Origin of the sequence: Streptomyces sp. NBC_00572, assembly GCF_026341815.1 — a bacterium.
In the GTDB taxonomy this organism is placed as follows: domain Bacteria; phylum Actinomycetota; class Actinomycetes; order Streptomycetales; family Streptomycetaceae; genus Streptomyces.
On record NZ_JAPENX010000001.1, the window covers coordinates 6,577,077 to 6,600,606 of the forward strand.

Sequence of the window (23,530 nt, forward strand, 5' to 3'; positions counted from 1 at the left end):
GGCGGACCCAGCACCCATCCCCACCCGGAGGACCGCGCGCAATGAGCACGCCCACTTCTTCTCCAGCACCCGGCCCCGCCGGCTCCGGTTCCATGCTCCCGCAGAGCCGCTACATCGTGCCGCGCTTCGTCGAGCGCACGTCGCAGGGCACCAGGGAATACGACCCGTACGCCAAGCTCTTCGAAGAGCGCATCATCTTCCTCGGCCACGAGGTCGACGACGTCGTGGCGAACGACATCATGGCCCAGCTGTTATGCCTGGAGTCCATCGACCCGGACCGGGACATCTCCCTGTACATCAACTCGCCCGGCGGGTCCCTGACGGCGCTCACCGCCGTCTACGACACCATGCAGTTCGTCAAGCCCGACATCCAGACCGTCTGCCTGGGGCAGGCCAACTCGGTGGCCGCCGTGATCCTGGCCACCGGTACGCCCGGCAAGCGCACGGCCCTGCCCAGCGCCCGGATCCTCCTGCAGCAGCCGCGCAGCCACGGCACGCAGGGCCAGGTCTCCGACCTGGTGATCGAGGCCACCGAGGTGCAGCGCCAGCGTGAGCTGGTGGAGGGCATGCTCGCCCAGCACACCCGGCGGGACCTGAACCAGATCCGTGAGGACGTCGAGCGGGATTACGTCCTCACCGCTGAGCAGGCCCTGGAATTCGGACTGATCGACCACGTCATCAGCCCGCGTTCCCTCGTCCGCGGCGCCTGACGGACATCCGCCCGCAGCGTCGTTCGCGTCAGCGGGGGCCCTTACGGTCCCCGCTCTGACACCCGCGGGCAGCAGAGCCCGGCGGGGCCGGGGAGTTCGCTCCCCGGCCCCGCCGTCGTCGTTCCCTCAGTGACCGGAGAGCTGTGGCAGGTGGTAGACGACCTCCAGCGACGGATGCATGCCGTCGGCGAGGATGACCAGTCGCATCGGGACCGTGCCGCGCCGCGGGTGGCGGAGGCGACGGAACTGCGGCTCCGTGTTGAGCACCCGGTACTCGTCCCACAAGGTCCGGAAATCGCAACTGACCTGCTTGAGGTCCTCGACCATCTCGCTGACGGAGCTCCGGCCGGGAAAACCGGCCGACACCGCTCGCAACCTGCCCACCTGGTCCCGGGCGTCGCGCCGCCAGTCGGCCAGCCGCACCCTCGCCTCGGGCGCGGTGAACAGCCACCAGAGCAGGTTCCGGCGGGCCTCCGGCATGCGTCCGAAGTCCGTGTACCACTCGGCGGCGGCCTCGTTCCAGCCGAGGATGTCCCCCAACTTGTTGACGACGTAGGCGGGGTTGGGGCTCAGCGAGTCGGCCACCTGCTGCAGCGCGGTCTCGGTCGGGGCGTGCCGCCTTTCGAGGCGTTGCGGGAAGGTCCGGCTGTGGACGAGCTGATGGATGTATTCGCGCTCGTGTTCGGCCAGATTCAGTGCGCCGGCCAGGCTGTCCAGGACCTTGAATGAGGGGGAAACGTTCCTCCCTTGTTCGAGCAGCGTGTACCAGGTGAGGCTCAACCCCGCGAGTGCCGCCACTTCTTCCCGGCGGAGGCCAGGGGTCCGCCTCCGGGGGCCGTTCGGGAGGTCGACGTCCGCCGGGCTGAGACTTTCGCGTCGAGTGCGTAAGAAATGGGCGAGTTCCTGCCTGCTGACTTCGTTGTCTAAAGCAACGCCATTCATAAAGTCTCTTCTTCCCCGATAAGGAATTCCAACGTATCCGCCGTTGTGAGGGGGTACGCCGTGTCCGCGTGGAGTCGGCAGTGCCGGGTCAGGCCCACCGGTACTGCACCCCCCTGCGTCCAGGGACATCCCCCCCGCACTACGAAGGAGTCCAAGTTCCACGGGCAGCCTAATGCATACGTGGCGGATGAATTGAGATGGAAATCAAGGTTTGGGTGTCAAGACGGGCGGGTATTGCCGATTGGCGCGGGAGTGATTTTTGGACACTGTCGATCCGATGGCCAACCCGCGGTCATCGCCGCATAATTTCGGGCTGCAAACCCCGTGGGCGTCCCGTCACCGAGTCGCGGTCGTCGAGAGTGTCGCGCGCAACGACGAGAGCGCCGGCCGGTGATCCCGTACCAGCGCTCCAGGTCACCCCGGCCAGGCCCCCGCCGGGGCCACGTCCTCCGTGCCTAGTCCAAGCCGCCGGGTGGCGCTCCCCGCCCCGGTCAGGCCGCGGCGGACCGCCCAGTCGAAGCCGATGGGCGCCGGATGCCGGGCGTTCCCCCGCATCCGGCGCCCGTCGGCGAACTCCGCACCTCCGCCTCGGGCTTCTCGGCCTCGAAGCCGGTCAGGGCAGCGGCGGAGTCCGCCAAGGCACTACTTGCTCCCGTTCTCGGAAGGACCTTCCCGGAAGGGGTGTTCGGCCGCCCGTGCCACATGCTCGGCGACGACGGCGACGTGCGGCTCCTCCAGGAGCACCAGGTGGTCGCCGGGCACGTCGACCACCTCGACCCGACCGGTGGTCATCTCCCGCCAGCCGTTCGACGGGTCCTCGTGGAGGCTGCTGGCCGCGCCGTGCATCGGTTCGAGCACCTTGGGCAGGGGAGCGTCGGCCCGCAGCAGCACGAGGTCCTCGTCGGCCCGCTCGGGCCGGTAGGTCAGCAGCGCGTGCCAGTGCGCCTTGAACATCGCGAAGAGGCGGCGCACCGCGCTCTGCGAGCCCTCCGCCGGCAGGATGCCCGCCGCCGTGGCGCGCTCCACGACGAAGTCGAACTTGCCGTCGGCGTCGAGGCCCTCGGGGATGGCCTCCAGCGGGGTCTGCCCGCCGCGCTCCATCCACAGCAGTTCCCAGAAGAACCACTCGAGGAGGGAGCCGTCGGCGATGCTCGGCCGGTCCCCGGGGGCGACCGCGATCGGGTCGATGAGGATCAGGGAGGCGACGTCCTCGGGATCGGTACGGCGCAGCTGCCGGGCCATCTCGAAGGCGATGAACCCGCCGAACGACCAGCCGCCGATGACGTACGGCCCGTCGGGCCGGGCCCGCCGGACGGCCTCCAGGTAGCGGGCGGCGATCTCGGGTATGGAGTCGGACGGATCGACGCCCGGGTGGGTGCCGGCGGCCTGCAGCGCGTACACCGGCTGGTCCTCGGGCAGGTGCTTGGCCAGGCCCAGGTAGCAGAGCACGTTGCCGCCCAGCGGGTGGACGAGGAACATCGGCGGGCGGCTGCCCGTCGTCCGGATCGGGACGACCGGGTCGTAGGCCACGCCCGCCGCCCGCTCCCGCAGCCGCTCGGCGAGCCCGGCGACGGTGGGGGTGCCGATGAGCGCCGACAGCGGGACGTTGACCCCGAAGAGCTTCTCGATCGTCACCACGAGCCGCATCGCCGTCAGAGAGGTGCCGCCGAGCGCGAAGAAGTCGTCGTGCACCCCGACCTCCGGCACCTGCAGGAGCTCGGCCAGCACTCCGGCCAGCGCGCGTTCCTGGGCGTCGCGCGGCGCCACCCGGTCGGCGCTCACCCGGGAGGCCAGGGCCGTGCGGCGCAGCTGTGCGTCGTCCCGCTTCCCGCTGGGGGTCAGCGGCAGCGCGGGCAACCACTCGAAGTGCGAGGGCACCATGTAGTCGGGCAGGAGCCCGCGCAGCCGCGTCCTGAGGTCCTCGACCGGTGCCGCGCCCTCCTCGCCGACGAGGAAGGCCGCGAGGAAGGCGTCGGCGCCGTCGCGGTGGCGGGCCACGACCGCGACCTCGCGGACACCGGGGTACTCGTCGGCCAGCTTGGTCAGTGCCAGTTCCACCTCGGCGAGTTCGACGCGGAAGCCGCGCACCTTGACCTGGGAGTCCTCCCGGCCGAGCCAGACCAGGTCGCCGCCCGGCAGGAGCCGGGCCAGGTCGCCCGTGCGGTAGAGGCGTTCGCCCGGCTCCCCGAAGGGATGGGGGACGAAGCGCTCGTCGGTCAGGTCGGGCCGTCCCAGGTAGCCGTGGGCCAGGCAGACGCCGCCGATGTGGATGATGCCCTTCGCCCCGGGCGGTACGGGCCGCATGTCGGCGTCGAGCACGTACAGATCGATGCCGTCCATGGGCCTGCCGATGGGCGGCAGTGCCGGGAACTCCGCCGGGTCACCGGACATGGTGAAGCTGGTGAGGAGGTGGGTCTCGGTGGGGCCGTACTGGTTCTCCAGCACCGTTCCCGGCACCGCGGCGCAGAAGCGGCGGATCTCGTCGGTGACGCGCAGCTGCTCACCGGAGGAGATGATCACGCGCAGCGCGGCCGGGCGGATGCCGAGGGCCTCGGAGGCCTCCGCGAGCTGCTGCAGGGCGACGTACGGCAGGAAGACCCGCTCGACCGCCTCCCGGTCAAGGAGTCGCAGCAGTGCGGGCATGTCCCGCCGCTCGTCCTCGCGGACCAGCTGGAGCGTGCCGCCGCCGCACAGCGTCGAGTAGATCTCCTGGAAGGAGACGTCGAAGCTCAGCGGTGCGAACTGCAGCGTCTTGCCGCCGGCCGCCCCGCTCGCGGCGGGAATCTGCCACTCCATGTAGTTGGCCAGCGTCCGGTGCGGCAGCACGACGCCCTTGGGCTCACCGGTCGACCCGGAGGTGAACAGGATGTACGCGGTCGTCTCCCCGGTGACGGTGGGCAGCGCCAAAGGTTCCGGGCCGTCGTCCGCCGCGAGCGCCTCGTCCAGCGGAAGCACCCGGGCGCCGGGGAACAGGGCGGCGTGACGCTCGGGAGCGAGCACCCGGAAGGGCTCCGCGCGCTCGACCATCAGCGCGAGCCGGTCCGCCGGGTACGTCACGTCCATGGGCACGCAGGCCGCGCCGGCCTTGGCGATGCCCAGCAGCGCCGCCACGACCTCGGGGGAGCGGTCCATCGCCAGGCCGATGTGGGAACCGGCGCCTGCGCCCAGCCGCACCAGCCGACGGGCCACCCGGTCGGCGGCCGCCCCCAGCCGCCGGTACGTCCACCGCTGGTCCTCGAAGGCCACGGCGATCGCGTCCGGTGTCTCGGCGACCCGCTCGTCGAAGCGGTCGGTGACCAGGGCGGGCAGCTCCGCGCGGGGCGCGGGGGCGACCGCCGGGGCGAGGAAACCGAAACCGACGGGCTCGTCGGGCCGCTCGACGATCCGGCGCAGCAGATCCAGGTAGACACGGCCGAACCGGTCGGCCTGCGACCGGGTGAAGACGCGGCCGTCGTGGTCCATGCGCAGCCAGATCCGCTTGTCGGCCGGGTCGACGACCGCGTTGACCAGGAGCTTGAAGTTCGTCTCCTCGTAGGTGCGGAAGTCCGTCAGCTCCACGCCGGTGTTCTGCAGCAGCTCGCTGAGGACGCGCGGGTTGACGTAGTTGAAGGCCGACTCGATCACGGTGTCGCCGCCGAGGTCCTCCTGGACGGCGCTCAGGGGGTAGTGGCGGTGCGGGTGCGCTTCCTGCTCCTGCAGATGGGCCTCGCGCACCACGTCCAGCCAGCTGCGGTGGCCCGGACCGATGCGGATGGGCGTCGTACCGAGGAACAGACCCGTGACGCGCTCGGCACCGGCGAGCTCCGGCCGTCCGTGCATGACGAGGCCGGTGACCACGTCGTCGGTGCCGCCGAACAGCCGCAGCAGCAGGCAGTGCGCGGCGAACAGCACGGACTTGATGGGAACGGACCGCTCCCGGGTGAAGCGGCGCAGCGCCTCCCCGAGACCGTCGGGGAGCTCCACCCGGTGGGCGAAGACGCCTTGGGAGCCCGGTGCCTCGTACGGCCGGAAGCCGTCGAACTGTACGGGCTCCGCCCCGGCGAGCTTGTGCCGCCAGAACGCCCTTCCGGCCTCGGAGGCCAGGGCGCGCCGCTCGTCGAGCACATAGTGCGCGGCGGACGGCAGCGGGCCGTCCGCGACGGGCTCCACGTCCTGCCCGGTCTCGTGCAGGTAGTCCTGGAGCAGCTCCCGGACCAGGGTCGCCACGCTCCAGCCGTCGAGGATCGCGTGGTGGAAGCTGAGGACGAGCTCCACCGAGTCCCGCAGGGCGTGGGCGCGGAAGAGGTAGAGCGGCGGGTTGTCGAAGTCGTAGGCGTGGTGGCGGCGTTCCTCGATGTGCGCCCCGATGACGGCCTCGGCCTCCTCGGCACCGGCCTCGCGCAGGTCGACGACCTCCAGCCCGCCGTCGACCTGCGTGCGGACGGTCTGCAGGGGTTCGGAGAAGCCGGCCAGCGAGAAGCCGGAGCGCAGCACCGGGTGCCGCGCGGTGAGCCGGCCGAACGCCGTGCGCAGAGCCTGCTCGTCCCACGGCAGACGGAGCGAGTAGTGGAAGACGTCGTGGTAGACGGCCGAGTTCTCGTGTTCACGGCTGTGGTAGAGCAGGCCGAGCTGGAGGCGGGTCGCGGGGTAGGCGTCGGCCAGGCCGGTCAGACGGGCTCGGTCGACGGTCGGCACGAGGGTGAAGGGCTCCAGCGGCGCCGCGTCCGCCGGGGCGGCCGAGGTGCGCACACGTCCGGCGAGTCCGGCCACGGTGGGGTTGAGCACCAGGTCGGCCAGGGCGAAGCGGACGCCCTGCTTCTCCGCCAGGGCGCGGATCCGCAGCATGAGGATGGAGTCGCCGCCCAGGGCGTAGTAGTTCTGGTGCACCCCCACCCGCTCCACGCCCAGCACCTCGGACCAGATGTCGGCCAGCGCGGCCTCGACCTCGTCGCGCGGTGCCTCGTCACCGGTCGCGGACAGCTCCGGCGCCGGGAGCCGGCGGCGGTCGGTCTTGCCGTTCGGCGTCAGCGGGATCTCGTCCAGCCGCTGGAAGTGAGCGGGGATCATGTAGCCGGGCAGGGCGGCGGCCAGATGACCACGCAGCACCGCCGCGTCCAGTTCCTCGTCGGCGGTGTAGTAGCCGACGAGGTAGGTGCCGCGGTCGGCCGACCGGTGGTCGGTGACGGCCGCCGTCCGGACACCGGGGCAGGTCGCCAGGCGGTCCTGCACCTCGCCGAGTTCGACGCGGTTGCCGCGGATCTTCACCTGTCCGTCGATCCGGCCCAGGTACTCGATGTCCCCGTCCGCCAGGCGGCGCACGAGGTCTCCGGTGCGGTACATGCGGCCGCCGGGTACGAACGGGTCGTCGGCGAACTTCTCCCGGGTCAGCTCCGGCCGGTTCAGATAGCCGCGGGCCACGCCGACGCCCGCGATGCACAGCTCGCCGGGCGCGCCCACCGGCTGCGGGCCGCCGTCCTCGTCCAGCACGTACAGACGGATGTTGTCGATGGGCCGGCCGATCGGCACGCGGTCCACCGGCCGCGCGGGGTCGGCGGGGCAGTCGAAGAACGAGACGTCGACGGTGGCCTCGGTCGGCCCGTACAGGTTGACGAGCCGGGGTGCCGTCCGCCCGGCGAAGACCACGTTGAAGCGGTCCACCAGGGCGGGCGGGAGCGCCTCGCCGCTGCAGAAGACGTGGTGCAGCGACCGGGCGTCGTCGACCAGCCCGGGGGCGTCCTCCAGGAGGTCCAGGAAGCCGGCGAACATCGACGGCACGAAGTGGACGACGCCGACCCGGCGGCGGGCGATCGTACGCAGGATCTCCCGAGGGTCCTTCTCGCCGCCCGGCGGCAGCAGGGCGAGGGAGGCCCCCTCGACGGCCCACCAGAACAGCTCCCACACCGAGACGTCGAAGGAGATCGGCGTCTTCTGCAGCAGGACGTCGCTCTCGCCGACGGGGTAGCGGCTCTGCATCCACGCCAGGCGGTTGATCACCGAATGGTGCTCGACGACCACCCCCTTGGGCTTGCCCGTGGAGCCCGAGGTGTAGATGACGTAGGCGGGGTCGCGCGGTCCGGCCGCCGGCTCCAGGGGCGCGCCGGAGGCCTGCGACAGCTCCTCCACGTCCAGGACGGGCACCCCGCCGCCGGCCGCCCCATGGGCTTCGCCGCCGCCCGCCACCAGGACGGCCTTGGCGCCCGAGTCCTCGACGAGGAAGCGGATCCGCTCCGCCGGGTAGTCCGGGGCCACCGGCGTATAGGCGCCGCCCGACTTCAGTACGCCGAGGACGGCGGCCGGCATGGACAGGCAGCGGTCCATGAGCACCGCGACGCGGTCACCGGGCCGCACCCCCCGCTCCCGCAGCACCCGCGCGATGCGGTTGGCCCGCTCGTCGAGCGCGGCGAACGTGAGCGACGCCCCGGTGGCGTCGTCGACGACGGCCGTGCGGTCCGGGGTGCGGGCGGCCTGCTCCTCGAACAGCCCGTGCAGCGTCCGGTCCGCGGCGTACTCCACGGTCGTCTCGTTGCAGCCGTCCACCAGCGCGGCCCGCTCGTCGGCGGCCAGCATGGAGATCCCGGCGAGCGGCAGGTCCGGGGCGTCGAGGGTGCGCTCGATGACGGCCTTCAGATGGCGGCCCACCGCCTCGACGGGGAAGTCCTCGTCGAAGATGTCGCAGCCGTAGTCCACGTCGACGAGGAGGTCGCCGACGTCGTCGAGCTCGTTGACGACGACCGCCAGCGCGTCCGTGTCGTGGGCGCGGGCCTGCACCACGGTCCCGTAGGACAGGCCGGGGAGCTCCAGCTGCCGCGGCCAGCGCAGATGGGCGATGGTCACGTCGAACAGGCGGCGCGGCCCGTCGCTGCTGTGCAGGGAGAGGTCCCGCAGCACGTCGCCCAGGGCCAGCCGCTCGTGCGGCTTGAGGGCGCGGGTGGCGCCCCGGATCTCCGCCACGAGCTCGCCCATGGTCTTGTCGCCCGACGGACGGGCGAGCAGCGGCAGGGTGTTGGCGAAGTGACCGACCGTCCGCCGCTGATCGTCGGTGGGCCGGTTGAGCAGCGGGACGCCGAGCACGACCTCCTCGGTGCGCAGCACGCGGGAGAGGTAGACGGAGAAGGCGGCCGAGACGAAGGCGAAGACCGACTCGCCGCGCTCGCGGATCCGGTTCACCAGGGCCCGCTCGACGACGAAGCTGTGGCGGGAGCTGCGCCGTGCGCCGCTGGCCTCCTTGCGGGGGAAGAACTCGGGGACGACGCCCGCCATGGACGCGCGGAAGAAGTCCCGGTCCTCCTCGTGCTCCCGTGAGGCGCGGTAGTCGCCCTCGGCGCGCACGAAGTCGACGTACTGCGGGGCTTCGGCCGCGAGCGGGGCACCGGTGCGCAGAACGTGCTCGTAGTCGGCACGGACCCGTGTCATGAACAGGTTGAGGCCCCAGGCGTCGGCGACGATGTGGTGGGCCTTGACGTGCGCGTGGACGACGGAACCGGATTCCACGAGGAGGGTCAGTTCGGACGTCCGTCCGCCGCGCAGATCGAAGGGCCGGTCGAAGGAGTCGCGTATCCATCGGCGGCAGGCCGCCGCCGGATCGGGCTCGGCACTCAGATCGACCGTGCGGACCTCGGGCACGTCGGCGAGCCACTGGTGGGGCGTGCCCTCCACCTCGCCGAAACGCAGCCGGAAGGCGTCGGACGCCCCGGCCGCCCGGTGCAGGCAGTCCGCCAGGAGGCCGAGGTCGGCGGAGCCCTGGAAGCTGTCGTAGATCTGGCAGTTGAACTGGGGGTTTTCCGGGAAATTGGCGTTGGCCGCCCACACGTCACGCTGATACGCCGTCAGTGGGGTACGCACAATGGCATTCACAAGCTTGGTCCCCTCGCACAAGTCTGCTGATCCGCGGCCGATCCTGCACGGACGGGCGGCACGCATCCAGAACGCGGGGATCCTGGTAGTCGCAGTACTTGGTTGACAGGGTGGTTTTCGGCCTTGTAACCGAAAGGATTTCAAGCGCCTTTGGGGCTTCGGCGGCCTCAAGTGAAGGGATGCGGAAGAAAGCACCGCACGATTCACGCCACCCACAGTGATCATCGCCGTATGAGGGGCCTTGTGTGATCACTGGAGTTTGTTGTTGCCTCTGTTGCACCGAAGCCCGCTCAGGCCCGTCGGGCGGCGGTATTCGTCGTGGAAGCCGGCCGCGGATGGCAATCCGCGGCACCGGCTTCCGCTGCCTGCGCGCCCTGGGCCATCGATCGGCAGAACCGGACGATGCCGGACTTCACCACGACTCGGCCGAAGGCATTCGCCGGAGGCCCGCGATTCCGTGAAGGGGATCATCATGACCGAACCGTCGGCGACCGCCCTGGACGACCTGTGGAAAATGGTGTACGGCAGTTTCCGGTTCCCGTTCCTGCATGCCGCGCAGCGCCTTGAATTGTTCACCTTCCTCAAGGAGCGGCCGGGCAGCACCCTCGAAGAGATCACCGGCGCGCTGGGGCTCGAAGAACGCGCGGGACACGTGCTGCTGCTGGGGTGTTCCGCGTTCGACCTCGTGCGCAAGGACGGCGAGGGATATCACAACACCGCCGCCACCGATCTCCTGGCGGGCGATCCCGACGCCTTCATGCCCGTCATCATTCGCTACACCCAGGAGATGCTGTACCGGCCGGTGGGCTGGCTGTACGAATCGCTGGTGAAAAACGAGAACCTGGGGCTGCATCGCGAGCTGCTCGCCGGATCATCGGCGACCACGCTCTACGAGCTCCTCGGCGAGGACGAGAACCTCGAAAAGGTGTTCACCGCCATGATGGAGCACCAGAGCCGCTCGGTGGTCGAGGACTTCGTCAACACCGTGGACTTCTCGTCGTACCAGCGTGTACTGGACGTCGGCGGAGGCACCGGAACCAACGCCATCGGCTTCGCCCAGCGCTGGCCGCAGCTCCAGGCGACCATCCTCGAACTGCCGAACGTGGCGAAGATGGCGAACGACAAGATCGCCGAGGCCGGCCTGTCCGAGCGGGTCCGCGCGATCGGAACCGACATCCTGCAGGACGAGTTCCCCACGTCGTCCCACGACTGCGTCGTGTACTCCCGGTTCCTCGAAATCTGGTCCCCGGAGCAGGTCCGCGAGCTCTTCGCGAAGACCTACCGGGCGTTGGAGCCGGGCGGTCACATGGTGATCGTCGCCGTCGCCCAGGAGGACGACGAGACCGGTCCCGCCCACGCCGCGTTCATGTCCGCGTACCTCCACACGGTCGCGTCGCCCGAGGGCCGCACCTACACGCCGCAGGAATTCGAGCGGTGGTACACCGAAGCGGGCTTCGAGCCGATGGACCGCCAGTACCCCGGGCGGTTCGACGTCATCCTCCGCGCCCGCAAGCCCCTGGCCGGCTGAGTCCACGCACCTGGTCCTCGGCACGTTCCCGGTGACCACGTGGTCCTGCCGGAGAAACCGCACGTGAACGTCGTCGCCCAGAAAGTCGCAGAAGCGATGGCCGGCCGCCTCGATCGGCGGCCGGCCGATAGGAGCGGGAAATGACGCAGCACTCCACACGCAAGGCCCTCGTCATCGGGGCCGGGATCGGCGGACTGGCGGCCGCGGCCACGCTCCGCCGGGCCGGTGTCGAGGTCCAGATCTTCGAACGGGCTCCCGAGCTGCGACCGGGGACCACGGCGGTCTCCCTGATGTCCAACGCGGTCCTGGCGCTGCGCACCCAGGGCATCGACATCGCCCCGGGCCTGGACAAGCGCGGTGAGGTCTTCGACGAACTGAAGTTCCTCACCAAGCGCGGCCGACTGATCAGGGCCCTTCCGTTCCGTGAGCTCGCGGACCGGCTGGGCGCGTCGAACCACGCCGTCCACCGCGCCGACCTCCAGCAGACGCTCCTCGACGCGCTCGGGGACGACCAGGTCATCGAAGTGAACGCCGCGGCCACGGGGTTCGTCACCGGCGACGACGGGGTCGAGGTCACCTTCGAGGACGGGCGGAAGGCCTCCGGCGACGTCCTGATCGGCGCGGACGGCTTCAACTCCGCGATCCGCCGACAGGTGGCGGGCGCCGAGGAGCCGCGGTCCGGCAACTACGTGTGCTGGCTGGCGACCGTGCCGTTCAGTCACCCGCGGCTGACCAAGGGGTACGCCGCGCACTACTGGGGGCGCGGCCAGCGTTTCGGCCTCGCCGACATCGGCCACGGCCGCGCGTACTGGTGGGGGACGAAGAACGTCCCCGACTGGGTTTCCGGGACCCCGCGCCTCGGCAAGGAGAAGATCGCCGGCGTCTTCGCCGGCTGGGCCGACGAGGTACAGGAGGCGATCCGGGTCACCCCCGAGGAGACGATCGTCACCATCACCGCCCAGGACCGACCGTTCCTGCAGCGATGGGGCACCGGACGCACGACCCTGCTCGGCGACGCGGCGCACCCGATGCTGGTGAGCCTCGGCCAGGGCGCGGCGCTCGCCATCGAGGACGCCGTCGTCCTCGCCGAGCACCTCAAGGACGCGACGGACCTGCCTGCGGCCCTGCGCGGCTACGAGGACGAGCGTCGCCCGCGGACCGAGGCACTGGTCGCCGCGGCCCGTGCGCTCAGCGAGAACGAGCAGCTGGACGGCCCGTTCTCCTCGCGGATGCGCGACCTCTACTTCCGGTTCGCGCCCATGTCCAAGTTCACCAGCCAGAACGAAGCGGTCCTCACCTGGCCCCCGCTGGGATGACCACGCCCCGTGACGCTCGCCGGCCGGCCCGCGGCGAGCACGCGGGTGCCCACGACGACTACGGTCGACGTGGTCGGCGTGTCCGTCTGGGCGGTGAGCCGCCACGCCGTCGCCCAGCGCATAGTGGAGGATCCGCGCGGTTCCTGATGAACAGCCGGAACCGGGGGTCTCACGGAGTCACGATCGGGAACTCCGGCTCGGGGGTTTCGAGGATCGCGAGCAGCCGGGGCAGGAGTGCGCGGTCGCCGGTCATGGTGATGCCGCCAGTGCCCTTTCCGGCGAGCAGGGTGAGGAGCTGGGGCTTGGTCATCGTCATGGTCAGGCCCGCGTCGGCGGCGGGGCGGGTGTCCGTGGTCCAGGTGAGCAGGCCGTTGGCGAGGCGCAGGTGCCAGTAGTCGGCGCCGATGTGCCAGTCCATGGTGATCCGTAGCGACCAGGCCTTCGGGCCGTCGACGCGGACGGCGAGGCTGTCGATGATCTGGCCGACGGTCAGGGCCAGGTACATGTCGGGGCCGAGCGCGGCGGTGGCGTGGGGTGCGATTCCGTGGAGGAGCTCCTGGGCGCCGGTGAGGTAGAAGTTCCGCCAGACGGCGTTCTCGACGGCCTGTCCCAGGCGGGTGTAGAGCGCGGCGAGCTGACGCCTGGCACGGCTGTCCCGGGGGTCGTTGAAGACGGCGTGGTTGAGCAGCGTGACGGCGAAACGCAGCTCGCCCCGGTCGGCGTAGTGCCGGGCGCGGGCACGGACCGCGGCCTGGCCGCCGAGGGACTCCACCCACAGACGGGCCTCCTCGACGGGCGGGTGTTCCCAGAGATGGGCCGGGTTGCCGTCGAACCAGCCCATGTACCGCTGATAGACCGCCTTGACGTTGTGGCTGAGCGAGCCGTAGTAGCCGCGATTGGCCCAGACGCCCTCCAGCTGGGGCGGGAGCCGGAAGGACTCCGCGATCTCGATGCCGGTCAGGCCCCGGTTGATCAGCCGGACGGTCTGGTCGTGCAGGTAGCCGTACAGATCCCGCTGGTGGGTGAGGAGGTCGACGATGGCGTCGTTGCCCCAGGTGGGCCAGTGGTGCGAGGCGAAGGCGACGTCGGCGGTGCCGTCGTAGAGGCCGATCGATTCGGTGAGGTAGCCGGCCCAGGCGTGGGCGTCGCGCACCTGGGCGCCGCGCAGGGTGAGGATGTTGTGCATGGTGTGGGTGGCGTTCTCCGCCATGCACACCGCGCGCAGGTCGGGGAAGAGGAAGTTCATCTCCTCCTGGCACTCGGTGCCCGGGGTCATCTGGAACCGGATCCGCACCCCGTCGAGGACGACCTCCTCTCCCGTGGTGCCGATGTGCTGGGTGGGGGCGATGAGTCCGACGGTGCCGAGCGAGACCGTGAGCCCGAGCCCGCAGCCGACCTGTGCGTTCGCGTTCTTGGGGAGCGTGGAACCGTACATGTAGGCGGCGCGGCGGGCCATCGCGGTGCCGACGTACACGTTCTCGCTGACCGCGTGCTCCATGAAGCCCTTCGGAGCGAGGACGGGTACGTCCCCGGCGCCGTCCGGCAGCACTCCCCGGCATCCGCCGAAGTGGTCGACATGCGGATGGGTGTAGATCATCGCCCGGACGGCGCGGTCGCCGCGGTGGGCGCGGTACAGCCGAAGGGCCGCGGCGGCGGTCTCGGCGGAGATGAGCGGGTCGATGACGATGATGCCGGTGTCGCCCTCGACGATCGTCATATTGGACAGGTCCAGGCCCCTGACCTGGTAGATCCGGTCGGTGACCCGGAACAGGCCCTGGCGCGACAGGAGCCGCGCCTGCCGCCACAGGCTGGGGTCGACGGTGTCGGGGACCTCACGCCCGCCCTGGTCGCCCTGGTCGCCCTGGTCGCCCTGGTCGCTCGCGGCCTCGGCGAGGAAACGGTAGGCGTCGGGGTCCCAGACGGTCTTCCCGGCGGCCGTGGTGATCGGTCCGCCGGTGAACGCGGCGATGAAACCGCGTTCCGCGTCGGCGAAGTCGGTCTCGTCGTCGTAGGGGAGCCCGTCGGTCCGCGTCGGGGTCCGCACCGTCCGGGGCAGGTGCCCGGCGAGCGCCTGGGCGGTCTGCGGGTTGAGGGAGACGGAGGCGGCCGCGGCGCCCATCGCGGCGGCCGCCGCGACGAAGCCGCGCCGGTTCATCGAAGTCATGGCAGTGTCACGCCCTTCTCGGTGAGGACGCCCACTATTGCAGTCTGACTGCAATACGAGTCAAGGGGTGTGCGGCCCGACCCTCAGGAGCGCCCGGAGCGTGCGGTCGATCGCCGCACGCGCCGCCGTCCCGTCCAGCCCCCGGCGGGAGCGCAGGTGGTCCCAGACCGCCCACGACGAGGCGGCCTCCAGCGCGTCGAGCAGCCCGCCCGCCTCTTCCGCGTCGGGCACCCGGCCCAGCTCGGGCGCGAACACCGCGGCGAGGTCCGCCCGGAACCAGGCGTCCCCCTCCGCCATCACCCCGCGCAGGCCCGGCGAATCCGGTTCCAGACCCAGCCCGATCTTCCGGATCGGCGTCATCACCTCGTACATCCGGCCGCGCTGTGCGAGCAGCGCCTCCACCTTGCGTGCCGTCCGCCACGCGGGCGGGACCGGTTCCGCATGGGCGTGCCACCGCGCGGCCTGCCGCCGGGCCGCCGCCACGTACAGTGCCTCGCGGTCGGCGAAGTGCACGAACACCGTCCGCTCGGAGACTCCCGCCCGCTCCGCGATCGCCTTCCGGGTGGGCTCCCTGCCCTCCTCCGAGACCAGCCCGAGCAGCGCGTCGAGCAGCGCCGCGTACGTCCACTCCGGGTCCCGCCGGCGTCGCCCCCGCCCGCCGGTGTCCGCACGTCCGGGGTCCTTCTCCGCCTCTGTGTCGTTCACCGGCCCATGGTGGCAGAAGGGCAGGTGGACGACGCGTCACTCTCCCGGCGGGTGCAGGCGGTCGGTGAGGAAGGCGAGGATCTCGTCGCGGGCCCGGACCGTGGGGTGGCCCGCCTCGTCGACGAGATGGGCGGTGACGACGCTGTGCGGGGTGCCGACAAGGTCGGCGAAGAAGGGCGGCGGAGCCGGGTTCGCGGCGCCGTCCGGGAGGACGCGCCCGTCGAAGGCGTCGCCGAGGAGCGCGCGGTAGGCGGCGAACCGCCGCCCCGTGCACCAGCGGTCGCCCTCGAAGCGGTAGGCGAGGACGGTGAGTCCGTCGCGGGCGATCCGGTCACGCACCGCCCGCGCGTCCGCCGCGTCGAGTTCGAGTCCGCCGGGGTCGTCGAGGGGGAGCGACGGGTGGTTGACCACGGGGGCGATCACCGCCGGTTCCAGGGCCATGGTGAGGGCGAAGTTGCCGGTGAAGCACAGGCCGATCGCGCCCACCCCCGGCCCGCCGCAGGCCTCGTGGGCCTGGCGCGCGAGCCCCCGCAGCCACCCCGTCACCGGGCTGGTGCCGCCGCCGGCGAAGGCGCGGAACTCCGCGCTGACGCAGGCGCGACGGACGACCTCCCGGCCGCCCGCGACCGTGGGGAAGGCGCCGTCCGTCCCGAACAGGGAGGGCACATGGACGGTGAAGCCCGCGTCCCGCACCCAGCGGGCGAGCCGCAGGACGTCGGGGCTGATGCCCGGCATCTCGGGCAGCACCACGACCGCGGGCCCGGTCCCGGCCACGTACACGCTCTTCGTCACCCCCTCCACGGCCACGCTCCGGCGGGTGAAATCGGTGATCGGATCATCGGTCATGAGGACAGCGTGGCCCCGTGCCCGGCGGTCCGTTGAGGGGCCGGATCGCCAAGCTCGGAGGTAATCTCGCCACGCGGCGAGGGGCGGTACGGGACGGCGACGGATGTACGGGGATGACGGGGATGACGGGGGTACGGGGGGCGATGACGGAGGCGACGGGGCGGGCGGAGGCGCACGGAGGCCCGGGTGCCGAGGCGGGTGCGTTGCGGGTCGGCGTCCTCGCCCACCCGGGCTGCTTCGCGTCCGAAGTCTTCGGAGTCCCCGACCTGTTGACCATGGCCGCACACGTGGCAGGACCCGACGCGCCCGGCTACCGGGTGTCCGTCGTCTCGCCCCGCCGCCGGGTCACCGCCTCGGGCGGCGCGAGCCTGGACGTCCGTCCGCTGCGCGAGGTCGACGTCCTCGTCGTCCCCGGCTTCGAACTGGCCCCGGCCACGGACCTCGACGCACACCTCGCCGGGCTGGCCCCCGAGATCGCCGCGATCCGCGCGCAGGCCGCCGCCGGCACCGCGGTCGTCTCCCTCTGCGTCGGCGCGTTCCTGCTCGCCGACGCCGGGCTGCTCGACGGGCGCCGGGCCACCACGTCCTGGCTGTACGCCGACGAACTGGCGAGGCGCTGCCCGCGGGCCGACGTCCGCCCCGAGCGCCTGGTCGTCACCGATTCGGGCGTGACGACCACGGCCGCCTTCAGTGCCATGTGGGACTTCGCGCTGGACCTGATCCGCCGGCACAGCGGCGCCCGGGTGGCCCGGGCCACCGCGCGGGTGGCGCTCGTCGACGACGCCCGGACCTCCCAGACCCCGTACGTCGACCCGCGACTCCTGCCGCAGCCCGGCGGAGAGTTCTCCCAACGGGTCATGAGGCGGCTCGACCAGAACCTCGCCGAGCGGTACGACCTCGCCGCGCTCGCGGACACCTTCCAGGTCAGCACCCGCACGCTGCTGCGCCGCTTCGCCGAAGAGACCGGACGCAGCCCGCTGGCCCATCTGCAGGCCTCCCGGATCCGCCGCGCCCGCCACCTCCTGGAGGCCACCGACCGCACCGTCGCCGCCGTCGCCGCGGCCGTCGGCTACCAGGACCCCGGCACCTTCGCCGCCCTCTTCGCCCGCCACACCGGTCACCGCCCGAGCGCCTACCGCGCCGCCTTCCGCCGTACGGACCGGGCGCTCGCCCCGAAGCGCGACGCCTGAGACGTGCCGCCGAATGCCTCACCACAACAGCACTATCAGGCCAACATCCTGACGATTTCGGCTCCCGGGACAACCGGCGATCCGGTCCCCTCCTCTCACCCCACGGGCGCAGCGAGTACCTCTCACCGTGCCGGACGGACGGCTGTGCCGTCCCGTCGGCCCGCTGCCCGCTTCCTTCTCACAGCATCCGGAGAACGAGGGAACGATGACCACCACGCGCACCACCCGGCTGCGGCGTCCGCTGCTCGCCGGTTCCACGGCCGTCGCCGTCCTGGCAGTGACGGCCGGCATCATGGCCGCGACGCCGGAGCAGGCGAAGGCCGCGACGGGGCCCAAGCTGAGCCTCATCGCGGCGACCGACTCGGTCACGCTCACCTCCTGGAAGGAGGAGCCGGGCGTCTACCTCGACCTGGGCACCTACCTCACCGCGGAGGGCACACCGCTGGAGCTCAAGGTGACCCGGAAGTCCTACAAGGACCCGGTGACCATCACCCAGACCGTGTACGAGGGCGGCAAGGCCAAGGCCAAGGCGCTGCCCCTGGGCACCGTGAAGGACTTCTCCGGGCTGCCCGGCTTTGCGGAGATCACCGTCACCGACAAGACGGGCAAGAAGGTCGTCAGCCGGACGGAGAGCTTCTGTCCGAACAACGCCAGCGGACGGGTCCGACCCGACGCGCCCTCCACCTCGAAGTATCCGGAGAGCTGCCCCACCAACGCGTTCACCCTCGGCTCCGTGTGGGGTGTCGAGAAGGGGTGGGCCGCCAACACCTACGCCGGGTCCTACACCCAGCCGGTGAAGCTCGCCGCCGGCACGTACACGGCCAAGGTCGGAGTCGCCAAGAAGTACCGGGACCTCTTCGGGATCGCCGACAAGCCGGCGACCGTGAAGGTCACCGTCCAGGAGCGCAGCTGGGAGGAGGGTCCCGGTGTCTCGGCCGCCAAGCCGGCCACCGCCGGGGAGCACGCCGCGCACGGCAGCGCCCACCAGGCTCCGGCCGGTCACGCCGGGCACGGGCCGGGGCACGATCCGACGCCCGTCCAGGCCGCCGCACCCGTGACCAGCGGCGCGGGCCCTTCGTACAACGTGGGCCACGGGCCGCTGAAGGCCGCGCCGCCGGCCCTGCCGTGGGCCACGAAGAAGCAGCAGGCCGCGCGCGCCGACGCGCAGGACGTGCAGGACCTGCAGGCCGGTGACGCCGCCGGGCAGACCGACGGCTCGCGCAAGGCACCCGCCCTCACGCCGCAGGCCAAGCGGCCCACCGGCACGCCCTCCGTCCCGGCCGTCCCCAAGCCCGACCTGCGGTCGCTGCCGGCCTACGGCATCACCATCAGCGACGGTGCCCAGAACATCCCCGGCAAGGACTACCTGGCCTTCAGCGCCAACGTCTGGAACGCCGGCCCGGCTCAGCTCGTGGTGGACGGCTTCCGCTCGCCCGGCAAGGCCAAGATGGACGCCTACCAGTACTTCTACGACGCCAACGGCAAGCAGGTCGGCTACACCCCGACCGGAACCATGGAGTGGGACCCGCGTCCCGGCCACGTGCACTGGCACTTCACCGACTTCGCCAGCTACCGGCTGCTGAAGGCCGACAAGAAGGAAGCGGTGCGCAGCGGCAAGGAGGCCTTCTGCCTCGCCAACACCGACGCCGTCGACTACACGGTGAAGAACGCCAACTGGCACCCCTTCAACACCGACCTCTCCACCGCCTGCGGCCAGGAGAACTCCATCTCCGTCCGCGAGGTGCTGGACGTCGGCTCCGGTGACACCTACACCCAGGACCTGCCGGGGCAGTCGTTCGACATCACGGACGTGCCCAACGGCACCTACTACATCCAGGTGCTGGCCAACCCGGCCAAGCGGCTGAAGGAGACCAACCTCGACAACAACAGTGCCCTGCGGAAGGTCGTCCTCGGCGGCACCGCCGGCAACCGGACCGTGACCGTTCCCGCGCACGACCTCGTGAACGCGAACTGATCACACCCCGCTCAACGGAACGCCCGCCGAGCCAACCTGAGTTCGGCATGACTCAGGCAGTCGCGCACCCCCGGGAAGGAGCCTTCCCGGGGGTGCGCCACGACACGACCCGCCCGCGATTCCGTAGGCACGGCACGGCACGGCCGGAGCGGGTCGGGCGCGCCCCGGCGCACGAGCCGATCGACTCGGTGGCCGAACTGCGGGTCCGCAACTTCGGGTCAACGCCCCTGACGCCGACGCGCGTCGAACCGGAGCAGCACGCGCACCACACGCCACACCGCGGCGGCGCCGGCCAGCACGGCCCCCACCACGAGCAGGCCCTTCCCCGCAGGCTCGGAGACACCGACGGCCATCGCGGGCACCAGGAGCACACCGAAGACGAGCGCGGCCAGCGCACCGGCCGTCACCAGGGCGAACATGATCTCCACCGTCATGGCGTCCTTCTCCCACCGCGACTCGCGCCCCTGGTCCATCCGGCAAGTCTCACATGAACCCCGGGCGACCGTCAGACCCTCACACGTGGTGCGGCGACTGATCCACGGGCCGGCGGTCGCAGTTCGTCGGCCGCCCGGACCCGATGGAGGTGGATGAGGATGTCGTAGGCCCGGCCGAGGGCGAGGGTGGGCAGGGGATCGGGGGTGAAGGTCGAGCCCGCGTCGTAGACCGGCCGGGCACGGTCGAGCCAGGCGCGGGCAGCGGCGGGTGCGGTCCGCAGGTCGAGGTAGAAGTCCCGGTACCCGACCCGGTCCAGGACGTGTTCGTTCATGCCGGGGCGTGCTGCCGGGACGGTGACCGGCTTCCACTCCCCGTCGAGGGAGGTGTCCTTGGTGAGGAAGGAGCCGCCGGCGAAGCTGAAGCCGATGGCGGCGTAGCCGTCGCCCAGGCGGTCGCGCAGCACGGCGCCCTGGGTCCGCGGGTACATGTCCGGGTGGGTCGAGAGGTATCCGACGTGGCCGTTGTGGGCCGACAGCAGCATCTTGTGGCCGGTGTGGCGCTGCCACCACAGCACGTTGTCGGCCATGGCCTGGTCGCGCAGGAGCTCGGCGGCGGTGACCGAGGCCGGGTCGGCGAGGTCGACGGTGGCGAAGGCGAAGGTCTGCGCGATGTTCAGGGCGTGCCGCACCGTCCACGCGTAGTCCGTGCCGTCGGACTCCTGGTCCTCGGCGACCAGGTCGAGTGCCTCCTGGGCGCGCGCCGCGTACTCCTCGCGTTCCGCGACGGGTTTGCGCAGATGGGCGAAGACGTCGTCGAAGGGGCGCAGCCCGGCGTACAGCTCGGTGAGCCGGGGGAGCACCTCGGGCCGGGTCTCGCCGACGGACGACAGCACCCGCGCGAAGACGTGGTCGCCGAGCTTCGGCGCCCCCAGATCGTCCCCCATGAAGTGGACCCGGTGGCCGGGGTGACGGCGGTTGTGCTCGCGCATCCAGCCGATCAGGCTGACGAACTCCTCACGTTCCCACGGGGATCCGGCCAGCGTCTCCTCCGCGATCCTCCGTGGGTCTCCGGGACCGCCCTGGAGGTACTCGTCGATCCGGAGCCCCGCCGACCAGCTCATCTCCAAGGCGAAGGTGGTGAAGCCGCGCTCCTCGACGAGGTGCCGGAAGACGCGTTCCTTCATGGCGAAGAACTCGTGCGAACCGTGCGTGGCCTCGCCCAGACCCACCACCTTCGCATCGCCGACCATGGCGCTCAGCCCCCGCAGGTCCCCGGTCCTGCCGCCGGGCTCCGTGGAACCCAGCGGGTGAGCGGCCCGTTCCAGAGACCGTACGAGGGCTGTTCTCCCGTTCGCCGCGCCGGAGTCGGCGGACAGCGCCGAAGCGGCGGAGGCGTCGGGTGCGGCCGAGGGCGCCCGTCCGGCCGGTGCCGCGGCGGCCAGGGGGGCGGCCGACGTCGTGGCGGCGAGCGCTCCCATGAGGACGAGGAATCCTCGTCGGCCGGTCGTCTTCCTGTACCTGTGGATTCTGATCACTCCTTGCGTGCGATGGCTCCCCGAGCCGACGAAGTGATCTTCGTTCACTGTGGCGCGGACCGCGCTGGGGTGACCCACCGACTCGCTCCGGGGGACACCCCCCGGCTGCTCGGCCGGGCCGGGGCTCCGCACCCATCTGCCCGCCGACGCGAAGTCGTGGGGGGACCAGCAACCGCGGGCCTTCTCGGACGTCTGTCGGACGAAGCCCGGGGGAGGAGGAGATCGGCCCAAATCCGGCCCTGCCCGCGGTATATGGTCGCCGGAGGGTGGGCCGGCCACGACGGCCGGACACGACGGGGGGCTCGCATTGGAACGCCTGGCCGAAGGGGACCGGCCCGCACCCGTGGTGCTGCTCCCGTCGTTGCGCGCGTGGCTCGGGCTGACCGCGGTCCTCGGCGCACTGGTCGTCGTCGTGCTCGGAGTCCTGTACGCCGACGCCGGCCGGTCCGGCACGGTGGACGCGCGGATCGTGGCGGCGGTGGAGGACGTGGGGCCGCGGGGTCGGCAGGTCGCCCTGGCCACGGACTTCCTGGGCGAACCCATGGGAGCCGCGGCGCTGGTCGCGGCCACCGTGACGGGCTGCCTGTTGCTTCGGCGTCCTCGCGCGGCGGTGCTCGTCGTCGCCGCTGTCGGCATCACCGTGGCGACGACGAGGCTCCTCAAGCACCTGGTGGGACGCACCATCCACGGCGAGGAGAACCTGTCCTACCCGAGCGGGCACACCGGCTTCCTCACCGCGCTGGCCCTCGTCGTGGCGCTGCTCGCGACCGGCCGGTTCGGCCTCGGCAGGACGGCCGGCGTCTCGCTCGTGCTCGCGGCGGCGCTGGCCGCCGGTGCCGCCATGGGCTGGGCGCAGGTCGTCCTGGGCGCGCACTACCCGACCGACGTCCTCGGCGGCTGGTGCACCGCGCTGGCGGTCGTTCCGGCGACCGCGTGGCTGGTCGACCGGATCTCCGGCGACGCTCGGTGGCAGCGCCGCTGACGTCAGGTCACGTCACCTCACACCAGGCGGCGGAACACGGGCTTCACCGGCCTCCCGGAGAGCCAGGGGGTGGGGTCGGCGGCGTCCAGTGCCTTCCGGTACACCGCACACGCCTGGGCCACCACGTCGACGGTGCGGTCGATGTCGGCGTCGTCGAGCGCGCTGCTCACCACGAACGACGGGGCGAGGACCCCGCCCGCGAGGAGACGGCGCAGGAACAGGGTGCGGTACTCCTGCGACGGCTGCCGGTTCTCGTCGAGGGTGGCGAAGACCAGGTTGCTGGCCCGGCCACGGACGACGAGGTGGTCGCCGACGCCCATGCCGGCCGCGGCCTCGCGGACACCGGCGGCCAACCGCTCGCCGAGGGCGTGCAGCCGCGCGGTGATGCCCTCCTCGACGTAGGTCGTCTGCACGGCCATCGCCGCGGCCAGCGAGTGCGTCTCCGCACCGTGCGTGGTGGACAGCAGGAACACCCGGTCGCCGGAGTGCCGCAGCCCGCCCCACTCCATCAGATCGCGGCGCCCGGCCAGCGCGGAGACGGCGAACCCGTTGCCCAGCGCCTTGCCGAACGTGGAGAGGTCGGGGACGACGCCGTACAGGCCCTGGGCGCCCGCCTCGGACCAGCGCAAGCCGGTGATCATCTCGTCGAAGACCAGTACGCAGCCGTGCCGGTCGGCCAGTTCGCGCAGACCGGCGAGGTACCCCGGCGGCGGCTCGGCGTGGCCGGCGGGTTCGAGGATCAGACAGGCGACCTCGTCCTGGTACCGGGTGAGCAGTTCCTCCGTGGCGGCCAGGTCCCCGTAGGGGAACGCCACGGTGAGCTCGGTGGTCGACGCGGGAATGCCGGCGGACATCGGTGTGGTGCCGATGAACCAGTCGTCGACGGAGAAGAACGGATGATCGCCGCAGACCGCCACCCGGGGGCGTCCGGTGACGGCGCGGGCGAGGCGTACCGCGGCGGTGGTGACGTCGGAGCCGTTCTTCGCGAACTTGACCATCTCGGCGGTCGGCACGGTGGCCAGGAAGCGTTCCGCGGCCTCGACCTCCACGATGGACGGCCGGACGAAGTTGCTGCCGCGGTCGATTTCCCGCCGTACCGCCTCCAGCACACGTGGGTGGGCGTGGCCGAGGCTGACCGACCGCAGCCCTGACCCGTACTCGATGTAGCGGTTGCCGTCGACGTCCCACACGTGGGCGCCGCGGCCGTGGCTGATGACCGGGGCCAGGTTCTCGGGGTACTGGTCGTCGCCCTTGGCGTAGGTGTGCGCGCCCCCGGGGATCAGGGCGTGCAGCCGCTCGTTCGCCTGCCGCGACCGGGGGAGGAGGAACTCTTCGGTGTCCACGCTGACTTCATTTCTCCTTGTGCTTCA

General features: G+C 71.6%; 14 protein-coding genes. 6 read left to right on the top strand and 8 right to left on the bottom strand.

All coding sequences use genetic code 11. The annotated features are described in order from the left end of the window. Positions 1-41 precede the first annotated feature (41 nt). On the top strand, positions 42-710 hold the full coding sequence (locus OG514_RS29810) for an ATP-dependent Clp protease proteolytic subunit (RefSeq protein WP_323181633.1): 669 nt from the start codon (positions 42-44) through the stop codon (positions 708-710). Between the two features lie 126 nt (positions 711-836). Here the strand turns inward: OG514_RS29810 and OG514_RS29815 are convergent, their stop codons facing one another. Next, positions 837-1,781, bottom strand: coding sequence for a helix-turn-helix transcriptional regulator (locus OG514_RS29815; RefSeq protein ID WP_323181634.1), 945 nt, complete (start codon positions 1,779-1,781; stop codon positions 837-839). A gap of 513 nt (positions 1,782-2,294) precedes the next feature. Then, entirely contained in the window at positions 2,295-9,473 is a 7,179-nt protein-coding gene (locus OG514_RS29820) for a non-ribosomal peptide synthetase (RefSeq protein ID WP_266900071.1), read from the bottom strand. A gap of 484 nt (positions 9,474-9,957) precedes the next feature. Here OG514_RS29820 and OG514_RS29825 point away from each other — a divergent pair, with 484 nt between their 5' ends. Both OG514_RS29825 and OG514_RS29830 read left to right on the top strand, forming a co-directional pair. Further along, positions 9,958-11,013: a methyltransferase gene (locus tag OG514_RS29825; RefSeq protein ID WP_266900072.1), complete on the top strand. Its 1,056-nt coding sequence runs from the start codon at positions 9,958-9,960 to the stop codon at positions 11,011-11,013. Between the two features lie 140 nt (positions 11,014-11,153). Then, on the top strand, positions 11,154-12,329 hold the full coding sequence (locus tag OG514_RS29830; RefSeq protein ID WP_266900073.1) for an FAD-dependent monooxygenase: 1,176 nt from the start codon (positions 11,154-11,156) through the stop codon (positions 12,327-12,329). Positions 12,330-12,498: 169 nt separating this feature from the next. Here OG514_RS29830 and OG514_RS29835 read toward each other — a convergent pair whose 3' ends face one another. From OG514_RS29835 to OG514_RS29845, 3 genes are read right to left on the bottom strand one after another with little or no spacing between them, the layout of a single operon-like run. Continuing rightward, positions 12,499-14,493 (bottom strand): alkyl/aryl-sulfatase, encoded by a 1,995-nt coding sequence (locus OG514_RS29835; protein WP_266900074.1) that lies wholly within the window; start codon positions 14,491-14,493, stop codon positions 12,499-12,501. A 60-nt stretch (positions 14,494-14,553) separates the two neighbouring features. After that, positions 14,554-15,198 (bottom strand): TetR/AcrR family transcriptional regulator, encoded by a 645-nt coding sequence (locus OG514_RS29840; protein ID WP_266900075.1) that lies wholly within the window; start codon positions 15,196-15,198, stop codon positions 14,554-14,556. Positions 15,199-15,234: 36 nt separating this feature from the next. Then, the gene (locus tag OG514_RS29845; protein WP_266900076.1) at positions 15,235-16,044 is read right to left on the bottom strand and encodes a dienelactone hydrolase family protein; all 810 of its coding nucleotides are present in this window, start codon (positions 16,042-16,044) and stop codon (positions 15,235-15,237) included. A gap of 113 nt (positions 16,045-16,157) precedes the next feature. On the opposite strand from OG514_RS29845, the gene OG514_RS29850 reads away from it, so the two are divergent. Both OG514_RS29850 and OG514_RS29855 read left to right on the top strand, forming a co-directional pair. Then, positions 16,158-17,234 (top strand): GlxA family transcriptional regulator, encoded by a 1,077-nt coding sequence (locus OG514_RS29850; protein ID WP_266900077.1) that lies wholly within the window; start codon positions 16,158-16,160, stop codon positions 17,232-17,234. A 205-nt stretch (positions 17,235-17,439) separates the two neighbouring features. Continuing rightward, entirely contained in the window at positions 17,440-19,209 is a 1,770-nt protein-coding gene (locus OG514_RS29855) for a lysyl oxidase family protein (protein WP_266900078.1), read from the top strand. A 218-nt stretch (positions 19,210-19,427) separates the two neighbouring features. Here OG514_RS29855 and OG514_RS29860 read toward each other — a convergent pair whose 3' ends face one another. After that, positions 19,428-19,682, bottom strand: a complete 255-nt coding sequence (locus OG514_RS29860; RefSeq protein ID WP_266900079.1) for a DUF6332 family protein — start codon at positions 19,680-19,682, stop codon at positions 19,428-19,430. Between the two features lie 32 nt (positions 19,683-19,714). Next, a complete protein-coding gene (locus OG514_RS29865; RefSeq protein WP_266900080.1) occupies positions 19,715-21,121 on the bottom strand; it encodes an erythromycin esterase family protein in 1,407 nt (468 codons plus the stop codon). 364 nt (positions 21,122-21,485) lie between these two features. Here OG514_RS29865 and OG514_RS29870 point away from each other — a divergent pair, with 364 nt between their 5' ends. Further along, on the top strand, positions 21,486-22,160 hold the full coding sequence (locus tag OG514_RS29870; protein WP_266900081.1) for a phosphatase PAP2 family protein: 675 nt from the start codon (positions 21,486-21,488) through the stop codon (positions 22,158-22,160). A gap of 17 nt (positions 22,161-22,177) precedes the next feature. On the opposite strand, the gene OG514_RS29875 is transcribed toward OG514_RS29870, so the two are convergent. Continuing rightward, complete coding sequence (locus OG514_RS29875) at positions 22,178-23,503, bottom strand: glutamate-1-semialdehyde 2,1-aminomutase (protein ID WP_266900082.1); 1,326 nt, start codon at positions 23,501-23,503, stop codon at positions 22,178-22,180. Between the last annotated feature and the right edge of the window lie 27 nt (positions 23,504-23,530).